Annotated in this window: 14 protein-coding genes and 1 other RNA gene; 6 read left to right on the forward strand and 9 right to left on the reverse strand. The window is 57.9% G+C overall.

The window, feature by feature from the left end:
• Positions 1–50: 50 nt before the first annotated feature.
• A complete protein-coding gene (locus KB890_RS25060; protein ID WP_002909061.1) occupies positions 51–884 on the reverse strand; it encodes a posphoenolpyruvate synthetase regulatory kinase/phosphorylase PpsR in 834 nt (277 codons plus the stop codon).
• 144 nt (positions 885–1,028) lie between these two features.
• Positions 1,029–1,148: a hypothetical protein gene (locus KB890_RS25065; protein WP_020324853.1), complete on the reverse strand. Its 120-nt coding sequence runs from the start codon at positions 1,146–1,148 to the stop codon at positions 1,029–1,031.
• Positions 1,149–1,223: 75 nt separating this feature from the next.
• Between KB890_RS25065 and ppsA the strand changes: the two genes are divergently transcribed.
• Entirely contained in the window at positions 1,224–3,602 is a 2,379-nt protein-coding gene (ppsA, locus tag KB890_RS25070; RefSeq protein ID WP_002909055.1) for a phosphoenolpyruvate synthase, read from the forward strand.
• Between the two features lie 86 nt (positions 3,603–3,688).
• Here ppsA and rprA read toward each other — a convergent pair.
• Together rprA and ydiK are read right to left on the reverse strand one after the other, a co-directional pair.
• Positions 3,689–3,796, reverse strand: an RNA gene (gene rprA, locus KB890_RS25075) — antisense sRNA RprA.
• A 188-nt stretch (positions 3,797–3,984) separates the two neighbouring features.
• A complete protein-coding gene (ydiK, locus tag KB890_RS25080) occupies positions 3,985–5,097 on the reverse strand; it encodes an AI-2E family transporter YdiK (RefSeq protein WP_004148729.1) in 1,113 nt (370 codons plus the stop codon).
• A gap of 218 nt (positions 5,098–5,315) precedes the next feature.
• On the opposite strand from ydiK, the gene KB890_RS25085 reads away from it, so the two are divergent.
• The 3 genes from KB890_RS25085 to KB890_RS25095 all read left to right on the forward strand — a co-directional run bounded on the left by KB890_RS25085 (position 5,316) and on the right by KB890_RS25095 (position 9,232).
• A complete protein-coding gene (locus KB890_RS25085) occupies positions 5,316–8,372 on the forward strand; it encodes a D-2-hydroxyglutarate dehydrogenase YdiJ (protein ID WP_022631360.1) in 3,057 nt (1,018 codons plus the stop codon).
• Positions 8,369–8,779 carry a 1,4-dihydroxy-2-naphthoyl-CoA hydrolase gene (gene menI, locus KB890_RS25090; protein WP_002909015.1) on the forward strand — a complete coding sequence of 137 codons (411 nt, stop codon included), beginning with the start codon at positions 8,369–8,371 and terminating at the stop codon, positions 8,777–8,779. The genes KB890_RS25085 and menI overlap by 4 nt, the downstream gene beginning before the upstream one ends.
• Before the next feature lie 204 nt (positions 8,780–8,983).
• Positions 8,984–9,232, forward strand: a complete 249-nt coding sequence (locus tag KB890_RS25095; RefSeq protein ID WP_002909014.1) for a GlsB/YeaQ/YmgE family stress response membrane protein — start codon at positions 8,984–8,986, stop codon at positions 9,230–9,232.
• Positions 9,233–9,329: 97 nt separating this feature from the next.
• On the opposite strand, the gene KB890_RS25100 is transcribed toward KB890_RS25095, so the two are convergent.
• Complete coding sequence (locus tag KB890_RS25100; protein ID WP_004180367.1) at positions 9,330–9,650, reverse strand: hypothetical protein; 321 nt, start codon at positions 9,648–9,650, stop codon at positions 9,330–9,332.
• Between the two features lie 569 nt (positions 9,651–10,219).
• On the opposite strand from KB890_RS25100, the gene KB890_RS25105 reads away from it, so the two are divergent.
• On the forward strand, positions 10,220–11,200 hold the full coding sequence (locus tag KB890_RS25105) for a DUF1852 domain-containing protein (RefSeq protein WP_002909008.1): 981 nt from the start codon (positions 10,220–10,222) through the stop codon (positions 11,198–11,200).
• A 23-nt stretch (positions 11,201–11,223) separates the two neighbouring features.
• The gene (locus KB890_RS25110; RefSeq protein WP_002909005.1) at positions 11,224–12,255 is read left to right on the forward strand and encodes a methionine synthase; all 1,032 of its coding nucleotides are present in this window, start codon (positions 11,224–11,226) and stop codon (positions 12,253–12,255) included.
• An 82-nt stretch (positions 12,256–12,337) separates the two neighbouring features.
• Here KB890_RS25110 and KB890_RS25115 read toward each other — a convergent pair whose 3' ends face one another.
• From KB890_RS25115 to KB890_RS25130, 4 genes are read right to left on the reverse strand one after another with little or no spacing between them, the layout of a single operon-like run.
• Complete coding sequence (locus KB890_RS25115; RefSeq protein ID WP_004225487.1) at positions 12,338–13,525, reverse strand: MFS transporter EitD; 1,188 nt, start codon at positions 13,523–13,525, stop codon at positions 12,338–12,340.
• A gap of 56 nt (positions 13,526–13,581) precedes the next feature.
• A complete protein-coding gene (locus KB890_RS25120; protein WP_002909000.1) occupies positions 13,582–14,343 on the reverse strand; it encodes a siderophore ABC transporter ATP-binding protein EitC in 762 nt (253 codons plus the stop codon).
• A complete protein-coding gene (locus tag KB890_RS25125) occupies positions 14,343–15,380 on the reverse strand; it encodes a FecCD family ABC transporter permease (RefSeq protein ID WP_001545318.1) in 1,038 nt (345 codons plus the stop codon). Before KB890_RS25125 ends, KB890_RS25120 begins: the two co-directional genes overlap by 1 nt.
• Entirely contained in the window at positions 15,380–16,378 is a 999-nt protein-coding gene (locus KB890_RS25130) for a siderophore ABC transporter substrate-binding protein EitA (protein WP_004180366.1), read from the reverse strand. The genes KB890_RS25125 and KB890_RS25130 overlap by 1 nt, the downstream gene beginning before the upstream one ends.
• Positions 16,379–16,445 lie beyond the last annotated feature (67 nt).

The raw sequence follows: 16,445 nt of genomic DNA on the forward strand, positions 1-16,445 counted from the left end.
ATAGGCCACGGGTGATAGCATAAACAAATTTTTAATAATGTACTAGTGTATTAGTACATCCTGCGATTCAGCCCCATGATGTCCATGATTTTTGTCGCAATTTCCTCAACAGAATAGTTGGTGCTGTTCAGGCAGGGGATTTTATTCTTGCGATACAGGGCCTCCACTTCGGTCACTTCCATCCGACACTGGCGCAGCGAGGCGTAGCGGCTGTTCTCCCGGCGCTCCTCGCGGATCGCCGCCAGACGCTCCGGATTGATGGTCAGGCCGAACATCTTATGCTGCAGGGGTTTCAGCGAGGCCGGCAGCACCAGATTGTCCATATCGTCGGCGATAAACGGATAGTTGGCGGCGCGAATACCGTACTGCATGGCGAGATACAGACTAGTGGGTGTTTTGCCGCAGCGCGAGACGCCGAGGAGGATCACCTGCGCCTGGTCAAGGTTGCGCAGCGAGATGCCATCGTCATGGGCGAGGGTATAATCGATGGCGGCGATACGCGCATCGTATTTAATCAGGTTGCCGGGGTTGAGGCCGTGGGTGCGGTGGGCCACCGGCGTCGGGTCGAGGTTGAGCTCCTGCTGCAGCGGGGCCACCAGCGCCTGTACGATATCCTGACAAAAGCCTTCACTTTGCAGAATAATGTCGCGTATTTCCGGGATGACGATGGAGTAGAACACCAGCGGGCGAATACCCGTTTGCTGATAAATGGCGTCGATCTGCTCCTTTACCGCCCGCGCGCGGCTGATATTTTCCACAAACGGCAGGGTTACGCTGCTGATGGCGACCGGGAATTGCGACATCACGGCATGCCCCAGCACCTCCGCCGTAATGGCGGTACCGTCAGAAATATAAAATACGTGGCGATCTACAGCACTTTCCATTTTGACCATCCGGTATAATGAGTTTAATTGCCTGAAAGCGGATATTAAATTTAAGCATATCCCTGTTTGATTTGTCTCTTGTTAAAATTGAAACGCTATTTTTGTTTTTTATGAAAAGGGTGGTTCATTTTCTTTTTGTCGCCGTTATTTCCAGCGTTTTCCACCAGAATTCCTAAAAATCATCAAGTTAGCAATATCGGGGGAACAGTCCGAAAAATGAAAAAATAATTTGCTTGAACGATTCACCGTTTTTTTCAGCTTCATAAATATGTCAGGATAATCCTGCAGTCGATCGTGAAATTTTTTTCACTGGTATTAAATCACAAAAGGATTGTCTCGATGTCCAACAATGGCTCGTCACCGCTGGTGCTTTGGTATAACCAACTCGGCATGAATGATGTAGACAGAGTTGGGGGCAAAAATGCCTCCCTTGGTGAAATGATTACGAATCTGTCCGGTATGGGTGTTTCCGTACCTAACGGGTTTGCCACCACCGCTGATGCTTTCAATCAGTTCCTGGACCAAAGCGGTGTTAACCAGCGCATCTATGCGCTGCTGGATGAAACCGACATTGACGACGTTTCCGCATTAGCGAAAGCGGGCGCGCAGATCCGACAGTGGATCATCGATACCCCCTTCCAGAGCGAACTGGAAAACGCGATTCGCGATGCTTATGACCTGCTGTCCGCCGATGACGCCGAGGCCTCATTCGCCGTGCGCTCTTCCGCCACCGCGGAAGATATGCCGGACGCCTCCTTCGCCGGACAGCAAGAGACATTCCTCAACGTGCAGGGCTTTGACGCCGTGCTCGTTGCCGTGAAGCACGTATTTGCTTCGCTGTTTAACGATCGCGCAATCTCCTATCGCGTGCATCAGGGTTACGATCACCGTGGCGTGGCGCTCTCCGCCGGGGTGCAGAGGATGGTCCGCTCCGATCTGGCCTCCTCCGGCGTCATGTTCTCCATCGATACCGAATCCGGCTTTGACCAGGTGGTGTTTATCACCTCGGCGTGGGGTTTGGGCGAGATGGTGGTGCAGGGCGCGGTGAACCCGGACGAATTCTACGTCCACAAACCGACGCTGGCCGCTGGCCGTCCGGCGATCGTGCGCCGCACCATGGGGTCGAAAAAGATCCGTATGGTTTACGCGCCGACCCAAGAGCACGGTAAACAGGTGCGTATCGAAGATGTGCCGCAGGCGCAGCGCGATATTTTCTCGTTAAGCAACGAGGAAGTGCAGGAGCTGGCGAAGCAGGCGGTGCAGATCGAGAAGCACTACGGCCGTCCGATGGATATCGAGTGGGCGAAAGATGGCCACACCGGTAAGCTGTTTATCGTCCAGGCGCGTCCTGAAACCGTGCGTTCCCGCGGCCAGGTGATGGAGCGTTATACCCTCCACGCTCAGGGGCAGATCATCGCCGAAGGGCGCGCCATCGGCCACCGCATTGGCGCCGGTCCGGTCAAGGTGATCCATGATATCAGCGAGATGAATCGCATTGAGCCAGGCGACGTACTGGTTACCGACATGACCGACCCGGACTGGGAACCGATCATGAAAAAAGCCTCGGCGATTGTCACCAACCGCGGCGGGCGTACCTGTCACGCGGCGATTATCGCCCGTGAGCTGGGGATCCCGGCGGTGGTCGGCTGCGGCGATGCTACCGATCGCATTCAGGAAAATCAGAATGTCACCGTCTCCTGCGCCGAAGGCGACACCGGCTATGTCTACGCCGAGCTGCTCGACTTCAGCGTCAAGAGCTCCAGCGTCGGCGACATGCCGGATCTGCCGCTGAAGGTGATGATGAACGTCGGCAACCCGGATCGCGCGTTCGACTTCGCCTGCCTGCCGAACGAAGGCGTCGGTCTGGCGCGGCTGGAATTTATCATCAACCGTATGATTGGCGTTCATCCGCGCGCGCTGCTGGAGTTTGACGACCAGGAGCCGGGCCTGCAGAACGAAATCCGCGAGCTGATGAAAGGCTACGATTCGCCGAGAGAGTTCTACGTTGGCCGCCTGACCGAAGGGATCGCCACCCTCGGCGCCGCTTTCTATCCGAAACGGGTGATCGTGCGTCTGTCGGACTTCAAATCGAACGAATACGCCAACCTGGTGGGCGGCGAGCGCTATGAGCCGGAAGAAGAGAACCCGATGCTCGGCTTCCGCGGCGCCGGACGCTACGTTTCCGAAAGCTTCCGCGACTGCTTCGCCCTTGAGTGCGAAGCGATGAAGCGCGTACGTAACGATATGGGACTGACCAACGTTGAAGTGATGGTCCCGTTCGTCCGTACCGTCGCCCAGGCGAAAGCGGTGGTCGAAGAGCTGGAGCGTCAGGGGCTGAAGCGCGGCGAGAACGGGCTGAAGATCATTATGATGTGCGAGATCCCATCGAACGCCTTGCTGGCGGAGCAGTTCCTCGAGTACTTCGACGGCTTCTCCATCGGTTCGAACGACATGACCCAGCTGGCGCTCGGTCTGGACCGCGATTCCGGTGTGGTTTCTGAGCTGTTTGATGAACGCAACGACGCGGTGAAAGCCCTGCTGTCGATGGCCATCCGCGCGGCGAAGAAACAGGGTAAATACGTCGGCATCTGCGGCCAGGGGCCGTCTGACCATGAGGATTTCGCCGCCTGGCTGATGGAAGAGGGGATTGATAGCTTGTCCCTGAACCCGGATACCGTGGTACAAACCTGGTTAGGTCTGGCGGAACTGAAAAAATAAGTTCGCCCTGACAGGACCGATCCCCGGCAGCGATGCCGGGGATTTTTTTTACCGGTGTCAGGCTATCTGGTGTCGTGATGCGCAGGGCAAAAAAAAGCCCATCGTGGGAGATGGGCAAAGACTACACACAGCAATTCGTTGTTTCACTCAGGGGATTTCCATGCTTATAAATCAAGGTGTTGATTTATAACCGTGAGCTAATAGTAGGCAGCGGGGCCTTTGCCGTCGATCAGATTCCTCTCAATAGTTAAATTGTTGTGAAGGACCGAGGGAGGAAAGCGAGGTGAAGGGCGCGCGGGGCCAGCGCATTGCCGGCGATCAATAAATTTTGCTTAACAATATGCGGGCAAAGAAACAGGCGGGTCTCCCCGCCTGCCAGGCATTACTTGCGACCGGCCTCCAGCTCACTGAGCTCTTCAAGGACGACGTCAGGGTCTTTCGGCGGCGGCGGCACCTCATGCACCCAGGCGTCATACAGTCGCCAGGAGACGGCGAGCAGCACCGGACCGATAAACAGGCCGATCATGCCGAAGGCGATCAGGCCGCCAATGACGCCGGTGAGGATAAGGATCATTGGCAGGTCGGCGCCCATGCGGATGAGCACCGGACGAATAACGTTGTCCATGGTGCCGACTACGCAGCTCCAGACCAGCAGCACGGTGCCCCAGGTGGTGTCCCCGCTCCAGTAAAGCCAGATAATCGACGGCACCAAAACCAGTAAAGGGCCGAGCTGAACCAGACAGGTAAAGATCATCACCACGGTCAGCAGAGCGGCGTAGGGCACGCCGGAGACGGCAAGGCCAATCCCGCCCAGTACCGCCTGAGTGAGGGCAGTGACCACCACGCCCAGCGCCACGGCGCGCACGGCCTGGCCGGCCAGCAGCACCGCGGCGTCGCCGCGTTTGGCCGCGAGGCGCGTGGCGAAGTAGCGGAAACCGTAGGCCACCTGCTCGCCGCGCCAGTAGAGCAGCGCGCTGAACAGCAGCATCAAACCGCAGTAGACCAGCAGCTTGCCGATGTGCGCCGCCTGACCGACAAACCAGCTGGTGGTGGTGCCAATATAGGGACGAACCTTGGCCATAATCGCCGAGCCGCCCATATCCAGCAGACCGTGCCAGGCGGAGTACAGTTTATCGCCGACCAGCGGTACGCTGTTGAGCCAGGCGAAATCCGGCAGCGTCACATTTCCGCTGCTGATGAGTTTGATCAGCGGAACGCTGTTATCCACCAGGCTGTTGACCAGCAGAGCGATAGGAATAACGAATAGCAGAAACAGCAACAGGGTCATCGCCAGCACCGCCAGCAGTCGTTTGCCGAACAGCACACGCTGCAGACGCAGCAGCACCGGCCAGGTGGCGATCACCACCGTACCGGCCCAGGCGAAGGACAGAATAAACGGCTGCACAACCCACAGGCAGGATATGATAATCAGGGCCAGGAACAGCACCGACAGCAGTATTTGCGGAATGTCCCGAGGCTGATGGGGATTAATCATAGAGAAATTTTACCTTTCCAGTCGCGCCAAACAGCTGGCGCCGCGTAAATCCATATACTGATAATAATATCAATAATTTTGCCGGGCTGATTTTGCACAGAAAACACGTGGGCGCATATGAAAAAAATGTGATAAAAAGTTGAATGCGCTACGCAAACGTTTAGTTAGCACCAACACAATATTTTCAAACACAACATAGTCAGGCAGGGTCAAGCGTGATGATCCCACAAATTTCTCAGGCGCCAGGGGTACTTCAACTGGTGCTGAATTTTTTGCAGGTACTGGAGCAACAGGGTTTTACCGGCGATACCGCCACCAGCTATGCCGACAGGCTAACGATGGCCACCGACAACAGCGTCTATCAGCTGCTGCCGGATGCGGTCATTTTTCCACGATCCACGGCGGACGTGGCGCTGCTGTCGCGCGTCGCCGCCGAACCGCGTTTTAAATCGCTGATTTTCACCCCGCGTGGCGGCGGCACCGGCACTAACGGCCAGGCGCTGAACGGCGGGATTATCGTTGATATGTCCCGCTATATGAATCGCATCATCGAGATTAACCCTGACGAGGGCTGGGTGCGCGTTGAAGCCGGGGTCATCAAAGATCAGCTGAACCAGTTTCTTAAACCCTATGGTTACTTTTTTGCGCCTGAGCTATCCACCAGCAACCGCGCCACGCTGGGGGGGATGATTAACACCGACGCGTCCGGCCAGGGATCGCTGGTGTACGGCAAAACGTCGGATCACGTGCTCGGCCTGCGGGCGGTGCTGATGGGCGGGGATATCCTCGATACCCAGGCGGTGCCGGTGGCGCTGGCGGAGACGCTGGGCAATACCCCCTCGACGGTTGGCCGGATCTACAACACGGTCTACCAGCGCTGCAAGGCGCAGCGTGACCTGATCATTGATAAGTTTCCCAAACTCAACCGCTTCCTCACCGGATACGATCTGCGTCACGTCTTTAACGATGAGATGAGCGAGTTCGACCTGACCCGTATTTTAACCGGTTCGGAAGGGACGCTGGCGTTTATTACCGAAGCGCGGCTGGATATCACCCGCCTGCCGAAGGTGCGCCGTCTGGTCAACGTCAAATATGACTCCTTCGACTCTGCGCTGCGCAATGCGCCCTTTATGGTCGAAGCGAAAGCCCTGTCGGTGGAGACCGTCGATTCTAAAGTTCTCAATCTGGCGCGCGAGGATATCGTCTGGCACTCGGTAAGCGAACTGATCACCGACGTACCGAATAAAGAGATGCTCGGGCTCAATATCGTCGAATTCGCCGGCGATGACGCGGCGCTGATTGACCAGCAGGTTACTACCCTGTGCCAGCGGCTGGACGAGCTGATGGCCGCCAGCGAGGCGGGCGTCATTGGCTGGCAGGTCTGTCACGATCTTGAAGGCGTGGAGCGCATCTATGCCATGCGCAAGAAGGCCGTCGGCCTGTTGGGTAATGCCAAAGGCGCCGCCAAGCCTATTCCTTTCGCCGAGGACACCTGCGTACCGCCCGAACATCTGGCGGATTACATCGTCGAGTTCCGCGCGCTGCTCGACAGCCACGGCCTAAGCTACGGCATGTTTGGCCACGTTGATGCCGGGGTGCTGCACGTGCGCCCGGCGCTGGACATGTGCGATCCGCAGCAGGAGGTGCTGATGAAGCAGATCTCCGACGATGTGGTGGCGCTGACGGCGAAGTATGGCGGCCTGCTGTGGGGCGAACATGGCAAAGGGTTCCGCGCGGAGTACAGCCCGGCCTTCTTTGGCGAGACGCTGTATGCCGAGCTGCGCAAGATCAAAGCGGTCTTCGATCCCGATAACCGCCTGAATCCGGGGAAAATCTGTCCTCCGGAAGGTATCGACGCGCCGATGATGAAAGTCGATGCGGCGAAGCGCGGCACCTGGGATCGGCAGATCCCCATCGCGGTGCGCAGCAGCTGGCGTGGGGCGATGGAGTGTAATGGCAACGGGCTGTGCTTCAACTTTGACGTCAAGAGTCCGATGTGTCCGTCGATGAAAGTCAGCAACCAGCGCATCCACTCGCCGAAAGGGCGGGCGACGCTGGTGCGGGAATGGCTGCGCCTGCTGGCCGACCGCGGCGTCGATCCCAACCAGCTGGAGAAGGCGCTGCCGGAGCAGGGCGTCAGCCTGCGCTCGCTGGTGGCGCGCACGCGCAACAGCTGGCATGCGCGCAAAGGCGAATATGACTTCTCGCATGAGGTCAAAGAGGCGATGTCCGGCTGTCTGGCCTGTAAAGCCTGTTCGACCCAGTGCCCGATCAAAATCGATGTTCCCGAGTTCCGCTCGCGCTTCCTGCAGCTGTACCACAGCCGCTATCTGCGGCCGGTGCGCGATCATCTGGTGGCCTCGGTCGAATCTTATGCGCCGCTGATGGCGCAGGCGCCGAAGACCTTTAACTTTTTTATTAACCAGCCTTGGCTGAAAAAGCTGTCGGAGAAGCATATCGGGATGGTCGATCTGCCGCTGCTCTCGGCGCCGTCGCTGAAGCAGCAGATGGCCGGCCACCGCTCCGCCAATATGACCCTTGAGCAGCTCGAAGCGCTGAGCGCCGAGCAGAAAGCGAAGATGGTGCTGGTGGTGCAGGATCCCTTCACCAGCTACTACGACGCCCAGGTGGTGGCCGACTTTATCCGTCTGGTCGAGGCCTTAGGCTATCAGCCGGTGCTCCTGCCGTTCTCGCCGAACGGCAAGGCGCAGCATATCAAAGGCTTCCTCACCCGCTTCGCGCGCACCGCGCAGAAGACGGCGGACTTCCTCAACCGCGTGGTGCAGCTGGGCATGCCGCTGGTGGGCGTCGATCCGGCGCTGGTGCTCTGCTACCGCGATGAGTACAAGCAGACGCTCGGCGACAAGCGCGGCGATTTCCAGGTGCTGTTAGTCCATGAGTGGTTGCCGAAGGCCCTAACCAGCGACGCCCGTCCCGATCTGGGCGGTGAGCCCTGGTACCTGTTCGGTCACTGTACTGAAGTGACCGCGCTACCGGCGGCGACAAAGCAGTGGGCAGATATTTTTGCCCACTTCGGCGCGAAGCTGGAAAACGTCAGCGTTGGGTGTTGCGGGATGGCTGGCACCTATGGTCATGAAGTGAAAAACCACGCCAACTCGTTGGCCATTTACGCGCTCTCCTGGCAGCAGGCGATGCAGCGGCTGCCGCGAAACCGCTGTCTGGTGACGGGCTACTCCTGCCGCAGTCAGGTGAAGCGTATTGAAGGCAGCGGCGTTCGCCACCCGCTGCAGGCGTTACTGGAGATAATCGGATGATTTGGAAACGTCAGGCCACGCTGGAGCAGCTCAACCGGCTCGGTGAGGGGAACATGGTAGGGCTGCTCGATATTCGCTTTGAGACCGTTACCGACGATACGCTGGAGGCCACTATGCCGGTCGATAGCCGCACACAGCAGCCGTTTGGCCTGCTGCACGGCGGAGCGTCGGTGGTGCTGGCGGAGACCCTGGGGTCGGTGGCAGGCTATCTGTGCAGCGAAGGCGAACAAAAGGTGGTGGGGCTGGAGGTTAACGCCAACCACATCCGTTCGGCGCGCGGGGGCCGGGTGCGCGGCGTCTGCAAAGCGCTGCACGTCGGGACGCGCCATCAGGTCTGGCAAATTGAAATCTTCGACGAACAGTCGCGGTTATGTTGTTCATCACGACTAACCACCGCGGTAATATAAGCCGCATGGCGGGAGGCGAATAGCCTCCCTTTTTTTAAGGTAATAAGCGAGAGCCGGCCTGCCAGAGCCAGAGAGGTTGTCACAAGATCAGCCGGGCGTCGGCAGGGAATTATCTAATATTTATATTATTACCGATCCACTCTCGTTATTTATGCTACTCTTTTCAATACTAAATGCTTAAAGGTAACAAGAGGACGGTTAACCATGGGTATTCTTTCCTGGATCATTTTTGGACTTATTGCCGGTATTTTAGCCAAGTGGATTATGCCGGGAAAAGATGGCGGCGGATTTATCGTGACCGTTATTTTGGGGATCATCGGCGCCGTGGTCGGCGGCTGGATCAGTACCCTGTTTGGTTTTGGTAAGGTCGATGGGTTTAATTTCGGCAGCTTCGTGGTAGCGGTTATCGGTGCGCTGGTGGTACTGTTTATTTACCGGAAAGTGCGTAGCTAATTTTCAGCTGCTCAGCTGTAAATAAGTACATAAAAGCTGCCGCGATATGCGGCAGCTTTTTTATTGCTGACAGATGACAGCGTAGATCTCCTTTGGGCTATTGTCTGTCGGTTCCCTCGCCAACCTGCACCACCTCAACGTGCACTTCGTAGTGTTTCGCCTGGCCGGCGGGGATCAGCGCGGTCAGTTTGTTAATGGTTTCCGCTGGCGTATCGGTTGCTACCGTGGCTGAAAACAGCACCGGTCTGTGCGGCGGAAGCTGCGGCGGGAACGGCGGCAGGGGGCCACGATCCCTCTCCATCGGCGGGCGGACTCCGTTATCGACGACAGGCGCCGGGACGTCGGTTTTATCAGCCGCAAAGGCGCTGGCGGCGGTAACGGTGGCTATAGCGAACAGGGCAAGCAGAGCTTTTTTCATCCGGGATTCCTCAATAAGCAAGTCCCAAAAGAGTAGAGGGTGCCGGCAGGAGGAACAATCCCAGGCGGCGCGAATCCTCTGAATCTTCTTTTTTCCTCGCGAATGTGGAGGTCAGATGAGAGCGAGTGTCATTGCGTTCGGGAGCCTCTTAATTCAGCAGTACGCTCATAATCAGCAGTACGGCCATGCACATCGACATAATACTGATATCAACAATCATTCTGTACGACAAAAGCTCCAGCTAAACGGGTACGGCGGGCAGGTAAAAGCCCATCTTATAGTGGTTAAAGAGTGTACCCTGCCTACTTCCATTGAACAAACGTTTATTGACTAATATTGTCGGCCTGCGTCGGCCATCGGCCACCGCCTGGAGCAACATGAGGATGGCTCATGTTGCATTGAATTTAAGTCGCTTTCCCTCCAGTGCTGACTCTGGCAAAAATAGGTTCATTAACGAATCAACAACATTTACCGGTTAAAGCGCGCCCGGCCTGACTCCGCGTCGCCAGGCTGGTGGAGAGTATTCCGCCGGGTTCGCTTTATGCCCGCCATCAGGATGGACAATCGCCATGAATAATAAATTTACCTATACGATTAAGCGCACCCGGTTTGATGAAAATTATAACCCTGCGGAAAATACGCGTATTACCACCAACTTCGCTAATTTAGCCAGAGGGGTGAACCGTGAGGAAAATCTGCGCAATACGTTAATCATGATGAATAACCGTTTTAATAGCCTGGCCCACTGGGATAATCCCCATAACGATCGCTATGCGGTGGAACTGGATATTATTTCTGTCGAGATGAATATTGCTCAGGATAGCGCCAGCTTCCCGGTGATTGAGATCCTGCAAACGCATATTGTCGATAAAAAGAGCGGGGAGCGTCATGCCGGTATCGTCGGCAATAACTTCTCCTCCTATGTGCGGGATTACGATTTTAGCGTACTGCTTCTGGAACATAATAAGGACCAGAGTCGCTTCAGCGTACCGGAAAACTTTGGCGAGCTGCACGGCAATATCTTTAAGGATTTTGTGCAATCCAGCGCCTGGCGCGCCAACTTCAGCAAGGCGCCGGTGATTTGCCTGAGCGTCTCCAGTAAAGATGTTTACCATCGCACCGGTAACGAACATCCGGTCCTCGGCATTGAATATGCTCAGGAAGGCGTCTCGCTGACCGAGCGCTATTTCAGCAAAATGGGGCTGCAGGTACGCTATTTTATGCCAAAAAACAGCGTCGCGCCGTTGGCCTTTTATTTTACCGGCGATCTGCTCAGCGATTACACCAGCCTGGAACTGATCGCCACCATCAGCACGATGGAGACGTTTCAGAAAATATATCGCCCGGAGATCTACAATGCCAACTCCCCGGCGGGGCAATACTATCAGCCCAATCTCAGCCACCTGGATCATTCATTAACAAAAATCGTCTATGACCGGGAAGAGCGCAGCCTGTTGGCGATTGAGCAGGGGAAATTTACACAACAACATTTTATCAACCCGCACAAGACGTTGCTTGAGCAATGGTCTGCTAATTTCGCGCTTTGCTAAACCCATATAAAAGGCTAATGACTATGAAAACATGGCTTCCGACATCGACCGCCGGCAGTTTACCGAAACCTTCCTGGCTGGCGCAGCCAGAGACCCTGTGGTCGCCCTGGAAACTGTCCAGCGAAGAATTACTGGCCGGCAAGCGCGACGCCTTGCGGTTATCCCTCGACGACCAGCTGCGGGCCGGGATCGATATTGTCAGCGACGGCGAGCAAACGCGGCAGCACTTTGTCACCACCTTCATCGAGCACCTCAGCGGGGTTGATTTTGCCAAACGCGAGATCGTGAAAATTCGTAACCGCTATGAGGCCAGTGTTCCAACGGTGGTGGGCGCCGTGGAGCGCCAGAAACCGGTCTTCGTGGAGGACGCTCGCTATCTGCGGCAGCTCACCAGTCAGCCGATCAAATGGGCGCTTCCGGGCCCGATGACCATGATCGACACGCTGTATGACAACCACTATAAAAGCCGGGAAAAGCTGGCTTGGGAATTTGCTAAAATCCTCAATCAGGAAGCGAAAGAGTTAGAGGCTGCGGGGGTTGATATTATTCAGTTCGATGAGCCGGCCTTTAACGTCTTCTTCGATGAGGTCAACGACTGGGGGATCGCCGCCTTAGAACGAGCCACCGAAGGGCTGAAGTGTGAGACAGCGGTGCATATCTGCTACGGCTATGGCATCAAGGCCAATACCGACTGGAAAAAGACGCTGGGCTCCGAGTGGCGACAGTATGAAGAGGCTTTCCCGCAGCTGCAGAAATCGTCCCTTGATATTATCTCTCTCGAGTGCCACAACTCGCGCGTGCCGATGGATCTGCTGGAGTTGATCCGCGGTAAAAAGGTGATGGTCGGGGCGATCGATGTCGCCAGCCATGCTATCGAAACCCCGGAAGAGGTGGCTGGAACCCTGCGCAAGGCGCTGGCGTTCGTCGATGCCGACAAACTCTACCCGTCCACCAACTGCGGTATGGCGCCGCTGCCGCGCCATGTCGCGACCGGCAAACTGCACGCCCTGAGCGCCGGCGCCGAGATTATTCGTCGCGAGCTGGCGGCAAAGTAAGGCGGGGCGCGCCCGTTATCTTCCCCAGGCGGTGTACTTTATCGTCGGTTCACTTCCAGAGCGGGCTGTCGCCCGTTCTGCGTCATGTTGCCGCCAGCGGGCGACAGATTGCCCGCAGGGCGACGGCGCTGCACAGCGGAAACAGCGCCAGCAGAAGCCAGGGATAAACCGCCTGCGGCGAGGGAATGAGCGCCTGGTCAAGCAAATGACCGAGCAGTAAATTCCCGGCTAACACCGCGCACCCTCCTGCGGTGGCGAGCGCTCCGTAGTGGGCGCCCAGCGTCGACTCCTCGGCGAACAGCGGGATCAGATCCTTGGCTGCGGGCACTAACAGCATCTGGCCGAGGGTGAGCAGCGTGACAAAACCAGCCGCCGGCATTAACCGCAGCCAACCTTCGGCGGGTGGGGCGGCGGCGAATAACGCCACGCTGGCAAAGGAAGCCGACAGCAGCAGAAAGCCCACCGGCAGGATGCGCACGGCGCCCATTCGCCGGGCGAAGCGGGCGAGAGGGAGCTGGAGGGTGATAATCAACAGCGAGGCCAGCATAAAGAGCGGCGCCAGATCCTGCTCGCGGCCGCCGGAACGTTGGATCTCCACCGGCAGGGCGAGGTACAGTTGGTTGTAGCTCAACAGCCATGAGCTGTAGGCGAGAATAAACGCGACAAAGCGCGGCTGGCGCAAAGGCGTCCACCATGGGACTCGTCTGCGCGTTGTTGTCGTGTGCCCGTCGGCGGGCAGACAGAAAAAGAGCACCGCCAGCGCCAGAAGGAATATTCCCGCGCCGGCGAGGGCGATATGCCGAAAGCCGATCCCGCTCAGCACGCCTCCGGCCACCGGGCCGATCACCGCTCCCAGCTCACCGCATACCGCAAACAGCGCAAACCACTCGGCGCGACTGCGTTTCCCGTTGGCCTGGCTGTGGGTACCGGCCCGCGCCAGCAGGGCCTCTATCGACGGGGAGAACAGGGCGCCGCCGACGCCGGTCAGGCAGGCGCCGAGGATAATGGGCCACAGCGACGCCCCGCACGCCAGCAGGAGAAAACCGGCGACGCGAACGACGCAGCCGGCGAGTATGATCGCCTTAGCGCCATAGCGGTCGGCCAGCGTCCCGCCGAGGATAAACATGCCCTGCTGAGAGAAGGTACGCAGCCCGAGGATCAGGCCGATAAGTCCGCCTGAGAGCAGCATGTCGTCGCGCAGGAAGAGGGCGAGGAAAGGAACGACCGCGTAAAAGCCAATATTAAAAACGAACTGGCTTCCCAGTAACACCGGAGGCCAGAGGGTTGCCGCAGGGCGCAGGGAGAAAAGAGGCATATCCGCCCAACCTAAACGATGAAATGAATGTGCTTTTTGCCGTGGTAAGGGGAGATCTCGATTTTGGTTTTCACCCGGAAAACGTCCCACAGCAGCCCTTCGGACAAAATCTCCTCCGGCGTCCCGCTGGCGAGGATCTGCCCCTGCTGCATCACGATCAGCGAATCGCAGAACATCGCGGCATGGTTAAGATCGTGAATGGCCACAATGCTGGTTACCGGCAGCTCGCTGATCAACTGCATTAACTGCATCTGATGGTGTATATCCAGATGGTTGGTCGGCTCATCCAGCAGGATTTCGCTCGGGCTCTGCGCCAGCGCGCGGGCGATATGCACCCGCTGCCGCTCGCCGCCGGAGAGGCTTAACCATCCCTGTTCGCTTTTCTCCAGCATCGCTACCCGCTGCAGCGCGGCGGCAATCGCCTCGTCATCCTGAGCGCTCCAGTTTGAGAACGGAGAGTGGTGGGGAATGCGTCCCAGGCGCACGACGTCGCGCACCCGCATATTGGCCTCGGTCATGCCGTGTTGCTCGACGAAAGCCACGCGGCGGGCGAGTTGCTTTTTCGCCATCCGGGCGATATCCTGGCCGTCGAGGGTGACGCGACCTGCATCCGGGCGGCGCAGGCCCGCCAGAACGCGCAGCAGCGAGGATTTGCCGCAGCCGTTGGGCCCCAGCAGTCCGACCGTTTCGCCTCGCGGCACCCGCAGCGAGACATTATTGACGATGACCTTTTTGCCTGCCTTCCAGGTGATATTTTCAGCGCAAATACTCATCACTTATTCCTTGAGCGGTAGATAATCACGGCAAAGAAAGGCACCCCAACCAGGGCGGTTACTACCCCAACGGGCAGACTTTGCGGGGCAATCAGCAGGCGCGACGCAATGTCCGCCAGTACCATCAATATCGCCCCTGCCAGCGCGCTGGCGATCAGCAACGTTCGGTGCAGCGGGCCAAAGAAGAAACGCATCACGTGCGGCACCACCAGGCCAACAAAGCCGATTGAGCCGGCCATGCTGACGATGGTGGCGGTGATCAGCGCCGCAGTGGTGAAGAGGATCAGGCGCACGCGCGGCACAGCAATCCCCAGCGAGGCGGCGGCATCGTCGCCGAAGGTGAACGCGTCCAGCGCCCGGGCATACCACAGGCAGACCGCCAGACCCGCGAGCACCACCACAATGACCAGCTGGAATTCGGGCCAGCGAACGCCGCTGAAGCTGCCCAGCAGCCAGAACATCACATCGCGCGCCTGCTGCGCGCTGGCGGAGGTGCTGATGGTGTAAGCCGTGATGGCGTTAAATAACTGCGAGGCGGCAACGCCCGCCAGAATCGTACGCTCATTGCCGCCGCGCGCGCCGTTAGTCAGCAAGGCGACAAAGGCGAAGGCAGCGAAGGCCCCGGCAAAGGCGCCTGCCGAGAGGGAAATTGCGCCAGCGCCAAGGCCCAGCACCACGATCGACACCGCGCCGGTGGAGGCCCCGGCGGAGACGCCGAGGACGTAGGGTTCCGCGAGGGCATTCTTCAGCAGGCTTTGCAGCACGACGCCGCAGATAGCGAGGCCTGCGCCGCAGCAGGCGGCGACCAGCGCGCGGCTGAGGCGGAAATCCCAGATTACGCTCTCATAGATACGGTTGAGCGGCTCAGCGGTTAAGCCGGTTCTGTTGCTGATAGCGTAAAAGACATTCTGCAGCGGGATGGCCAGCTCGCCAACGCTGACGCCCACAGCGATCACCAGCGCCAGCACGATCGCTGCCAGTACACACCAGCCGGTGAGCAGTATGCTGCGGCGCGTCTCAATCGCGGCGACGCTCATCAGTTCAGCCCCATTTTTCTCAGCTGCTCGCCCACCTGTTCCGCGCCGTAAAGCGTGCGAATGGTCGGATTCATCGCCTGACCGTCCATGACCACGATATGGCCTTTTTTCACCGCCTCCAGCTGGCTGACGGCGGGATCGCTTTTGAGGAATTTGATCTTCTCCTCGGCCTTATCCAGCGCCCAGCGGTTACGGTCCAGACTGGCGACCACGATCACATCCGGGTTGGCGGCAATGATGCTCTCCCAGCTCACCGTGGGCCACTCGGTTTCGGAGGTAATCGCATTATGTCCGCCCAGCACGCTGGCGATAAAGCCGGAGGCGCTGTTTTTACCGCCGACATAGGCATCGGCCGAAGGCGAGGCGCTGGAGAACCAGAAGACGAAGGAGAGATCTTTTTTGTTTTTACCAAATTCGTGGCGCAGATCGGCTTCACGTTTTTTGAAATCGGCAATCAGCGCCTGACCACGATCTTCGACGTTGAAAATGCGGGAAAAATCGCTAATTTCCTGATACAGCCAGGTCATATCCCACAGCTTTTGCCGGCTGCCGTACATATCGCCGGTGGCCTTTTTGGTGGCGCACATCCCCGGTGAGACGTAGCTGTTTACGCCGACGGTAGCGAGATCTTCACGCCTGGCGACTTTGCTTTCCGGCCCCAGCAGCAGCGGCAACTGGGCGGGAACGAAATCGGGATTTTGCGCCAGCACCGATTCCAGGCTCGGAATTTCCACCGTCAAGGTTTTAATCTTCGCGTTTTGCTCAGCCAGCTGCGGTAAAACGCTGGTCGGCCAAAAGGCGCTGGCGACCACCTGCTTTTGCAGCCCGAGCAGCAGCAGAATTTCGACCGTATTTTGCCCCAGCGCGACCACGCGCTCCGGCGGCCGGGTGAAGGTCTCCTGATAGCCGCAGTTTTCAATCGTCAGGGGGTAGGTTGTTGCCAGCGCGGAACTGACGGCGGTGAACATCAAGCCTAACGCGCAAAGGACCTTCTTCATTAAACGCTATCCTTGTAAACAGGCGAGTGGATGACCAGCAAATGGGAGTAATGCAAATGAAACTCAT

Source organism: Klebsiella sp. P1954 (assembly GCF_018199955.1).
GTDB lineage: Bacteria > Pseudomonadota > Gammaproteobacteria > Enterobacterales > Enterobacteriaceae > Klebsiella > Klebsiella pneumoniae.

What these genes read in the sequence shown, in the direction of transcription:
- KB890_RS25060 (WP_002909061.1), bottom strand. Translation starts at nt 884, where the DNA reads ATGGAAAGTGCTGTAGATCGCCACGTATTTTATATTTCTGACGGTACC.
- KB890_RS25065 (WP_020324853.1), bottom strand. Translation starts at nt 1,148, where the DNA reads ATGAAGCTGAAAAAAACGGTGAATCGTTCAAGCAAATTATTTTTTCAT.
- ppsA (WP_002909055.1), top strand. Translation starts at nt 1,224, where the DNA reads ATGTCCAACAATGGCTCGTCACCGCTGGTGCTTTGGTATAACCAACTC.
- ydiK (WP_004148729.1), bottom strand. Translation starts at nt 5,097, where the DNA reads ATGATTAATCCCCATCAGCCTCGGGACATTCCGCAAATACTGCTGTCG.
- KB890_RS25085 (WP_022631360.1), top strand. Translation starts at nt 5,316, where the DNA reads ATGATCCCACAAATTTCTCAGGCGCCAGGGGTACTTCAACTGGTGCTG.
- menI (WP_002909015.1), top strand. Translation starts at nt 8,369, where the DNA reads ATGATTTGGAAACGTCAGGCCACGCTGGAGCAGCTCAACCGGCTCGGT.
- KB890_RS25095 (WP_002909014.1), top strand. Translation starts at nt 8,984, where the DNA reads ATGGGTATTCTTTCCTGGATCATTTTTGGACTTATTGCCGGTATTTTA.
- KB890_RS25100 (WP_004180367.1), bottom strand. Translation starts at nt 9,650, where the DNA reads ATGAAAAAAGCTCTGCTTGCCCTGTTCGCTATAGCCACCGTTACCGCC.
- KB890_RS25105 (WP_002909008.1), top strand. Translation starts at nt 10,220, where the DNA reads ATGAATAATAAATTTACCTATACGATTAAGCGCACCCGGTTTGATGAA.
- KB890_RS25110 (WP_002909005.1), top strand. Translation starts at nt 11,224, where the DNA reads ATGAAAACATGGCTTCCGACATCGACCGCCGGCAGTTTACCGAAACCT.
- KB890_RS25120 (WP_002909000.1), bottom strand. Translation starts at nt 14,343, where the DNA reads ATGAGTATTTGCGCTGAAAATATCACCTGGAAGGCAGGCAAAAAGGTC.
- KB890_RS25125 (WP_001545318.1), bottom strand. Translation starts at nt 15,380, where the DNA reads ATGAGCGTCGCCGCGATTGAGACGCGCCGCAGCATACTGCTCACCGGC.
- KB890_RS25130 (WP_004180366.1), bottom strand. Translation starts at nt 16,378, where the DNA reads ATGAAGAAGGTCCTTTGCGCGTTAGGCTTGATGTTCACCGCCGTCAGT.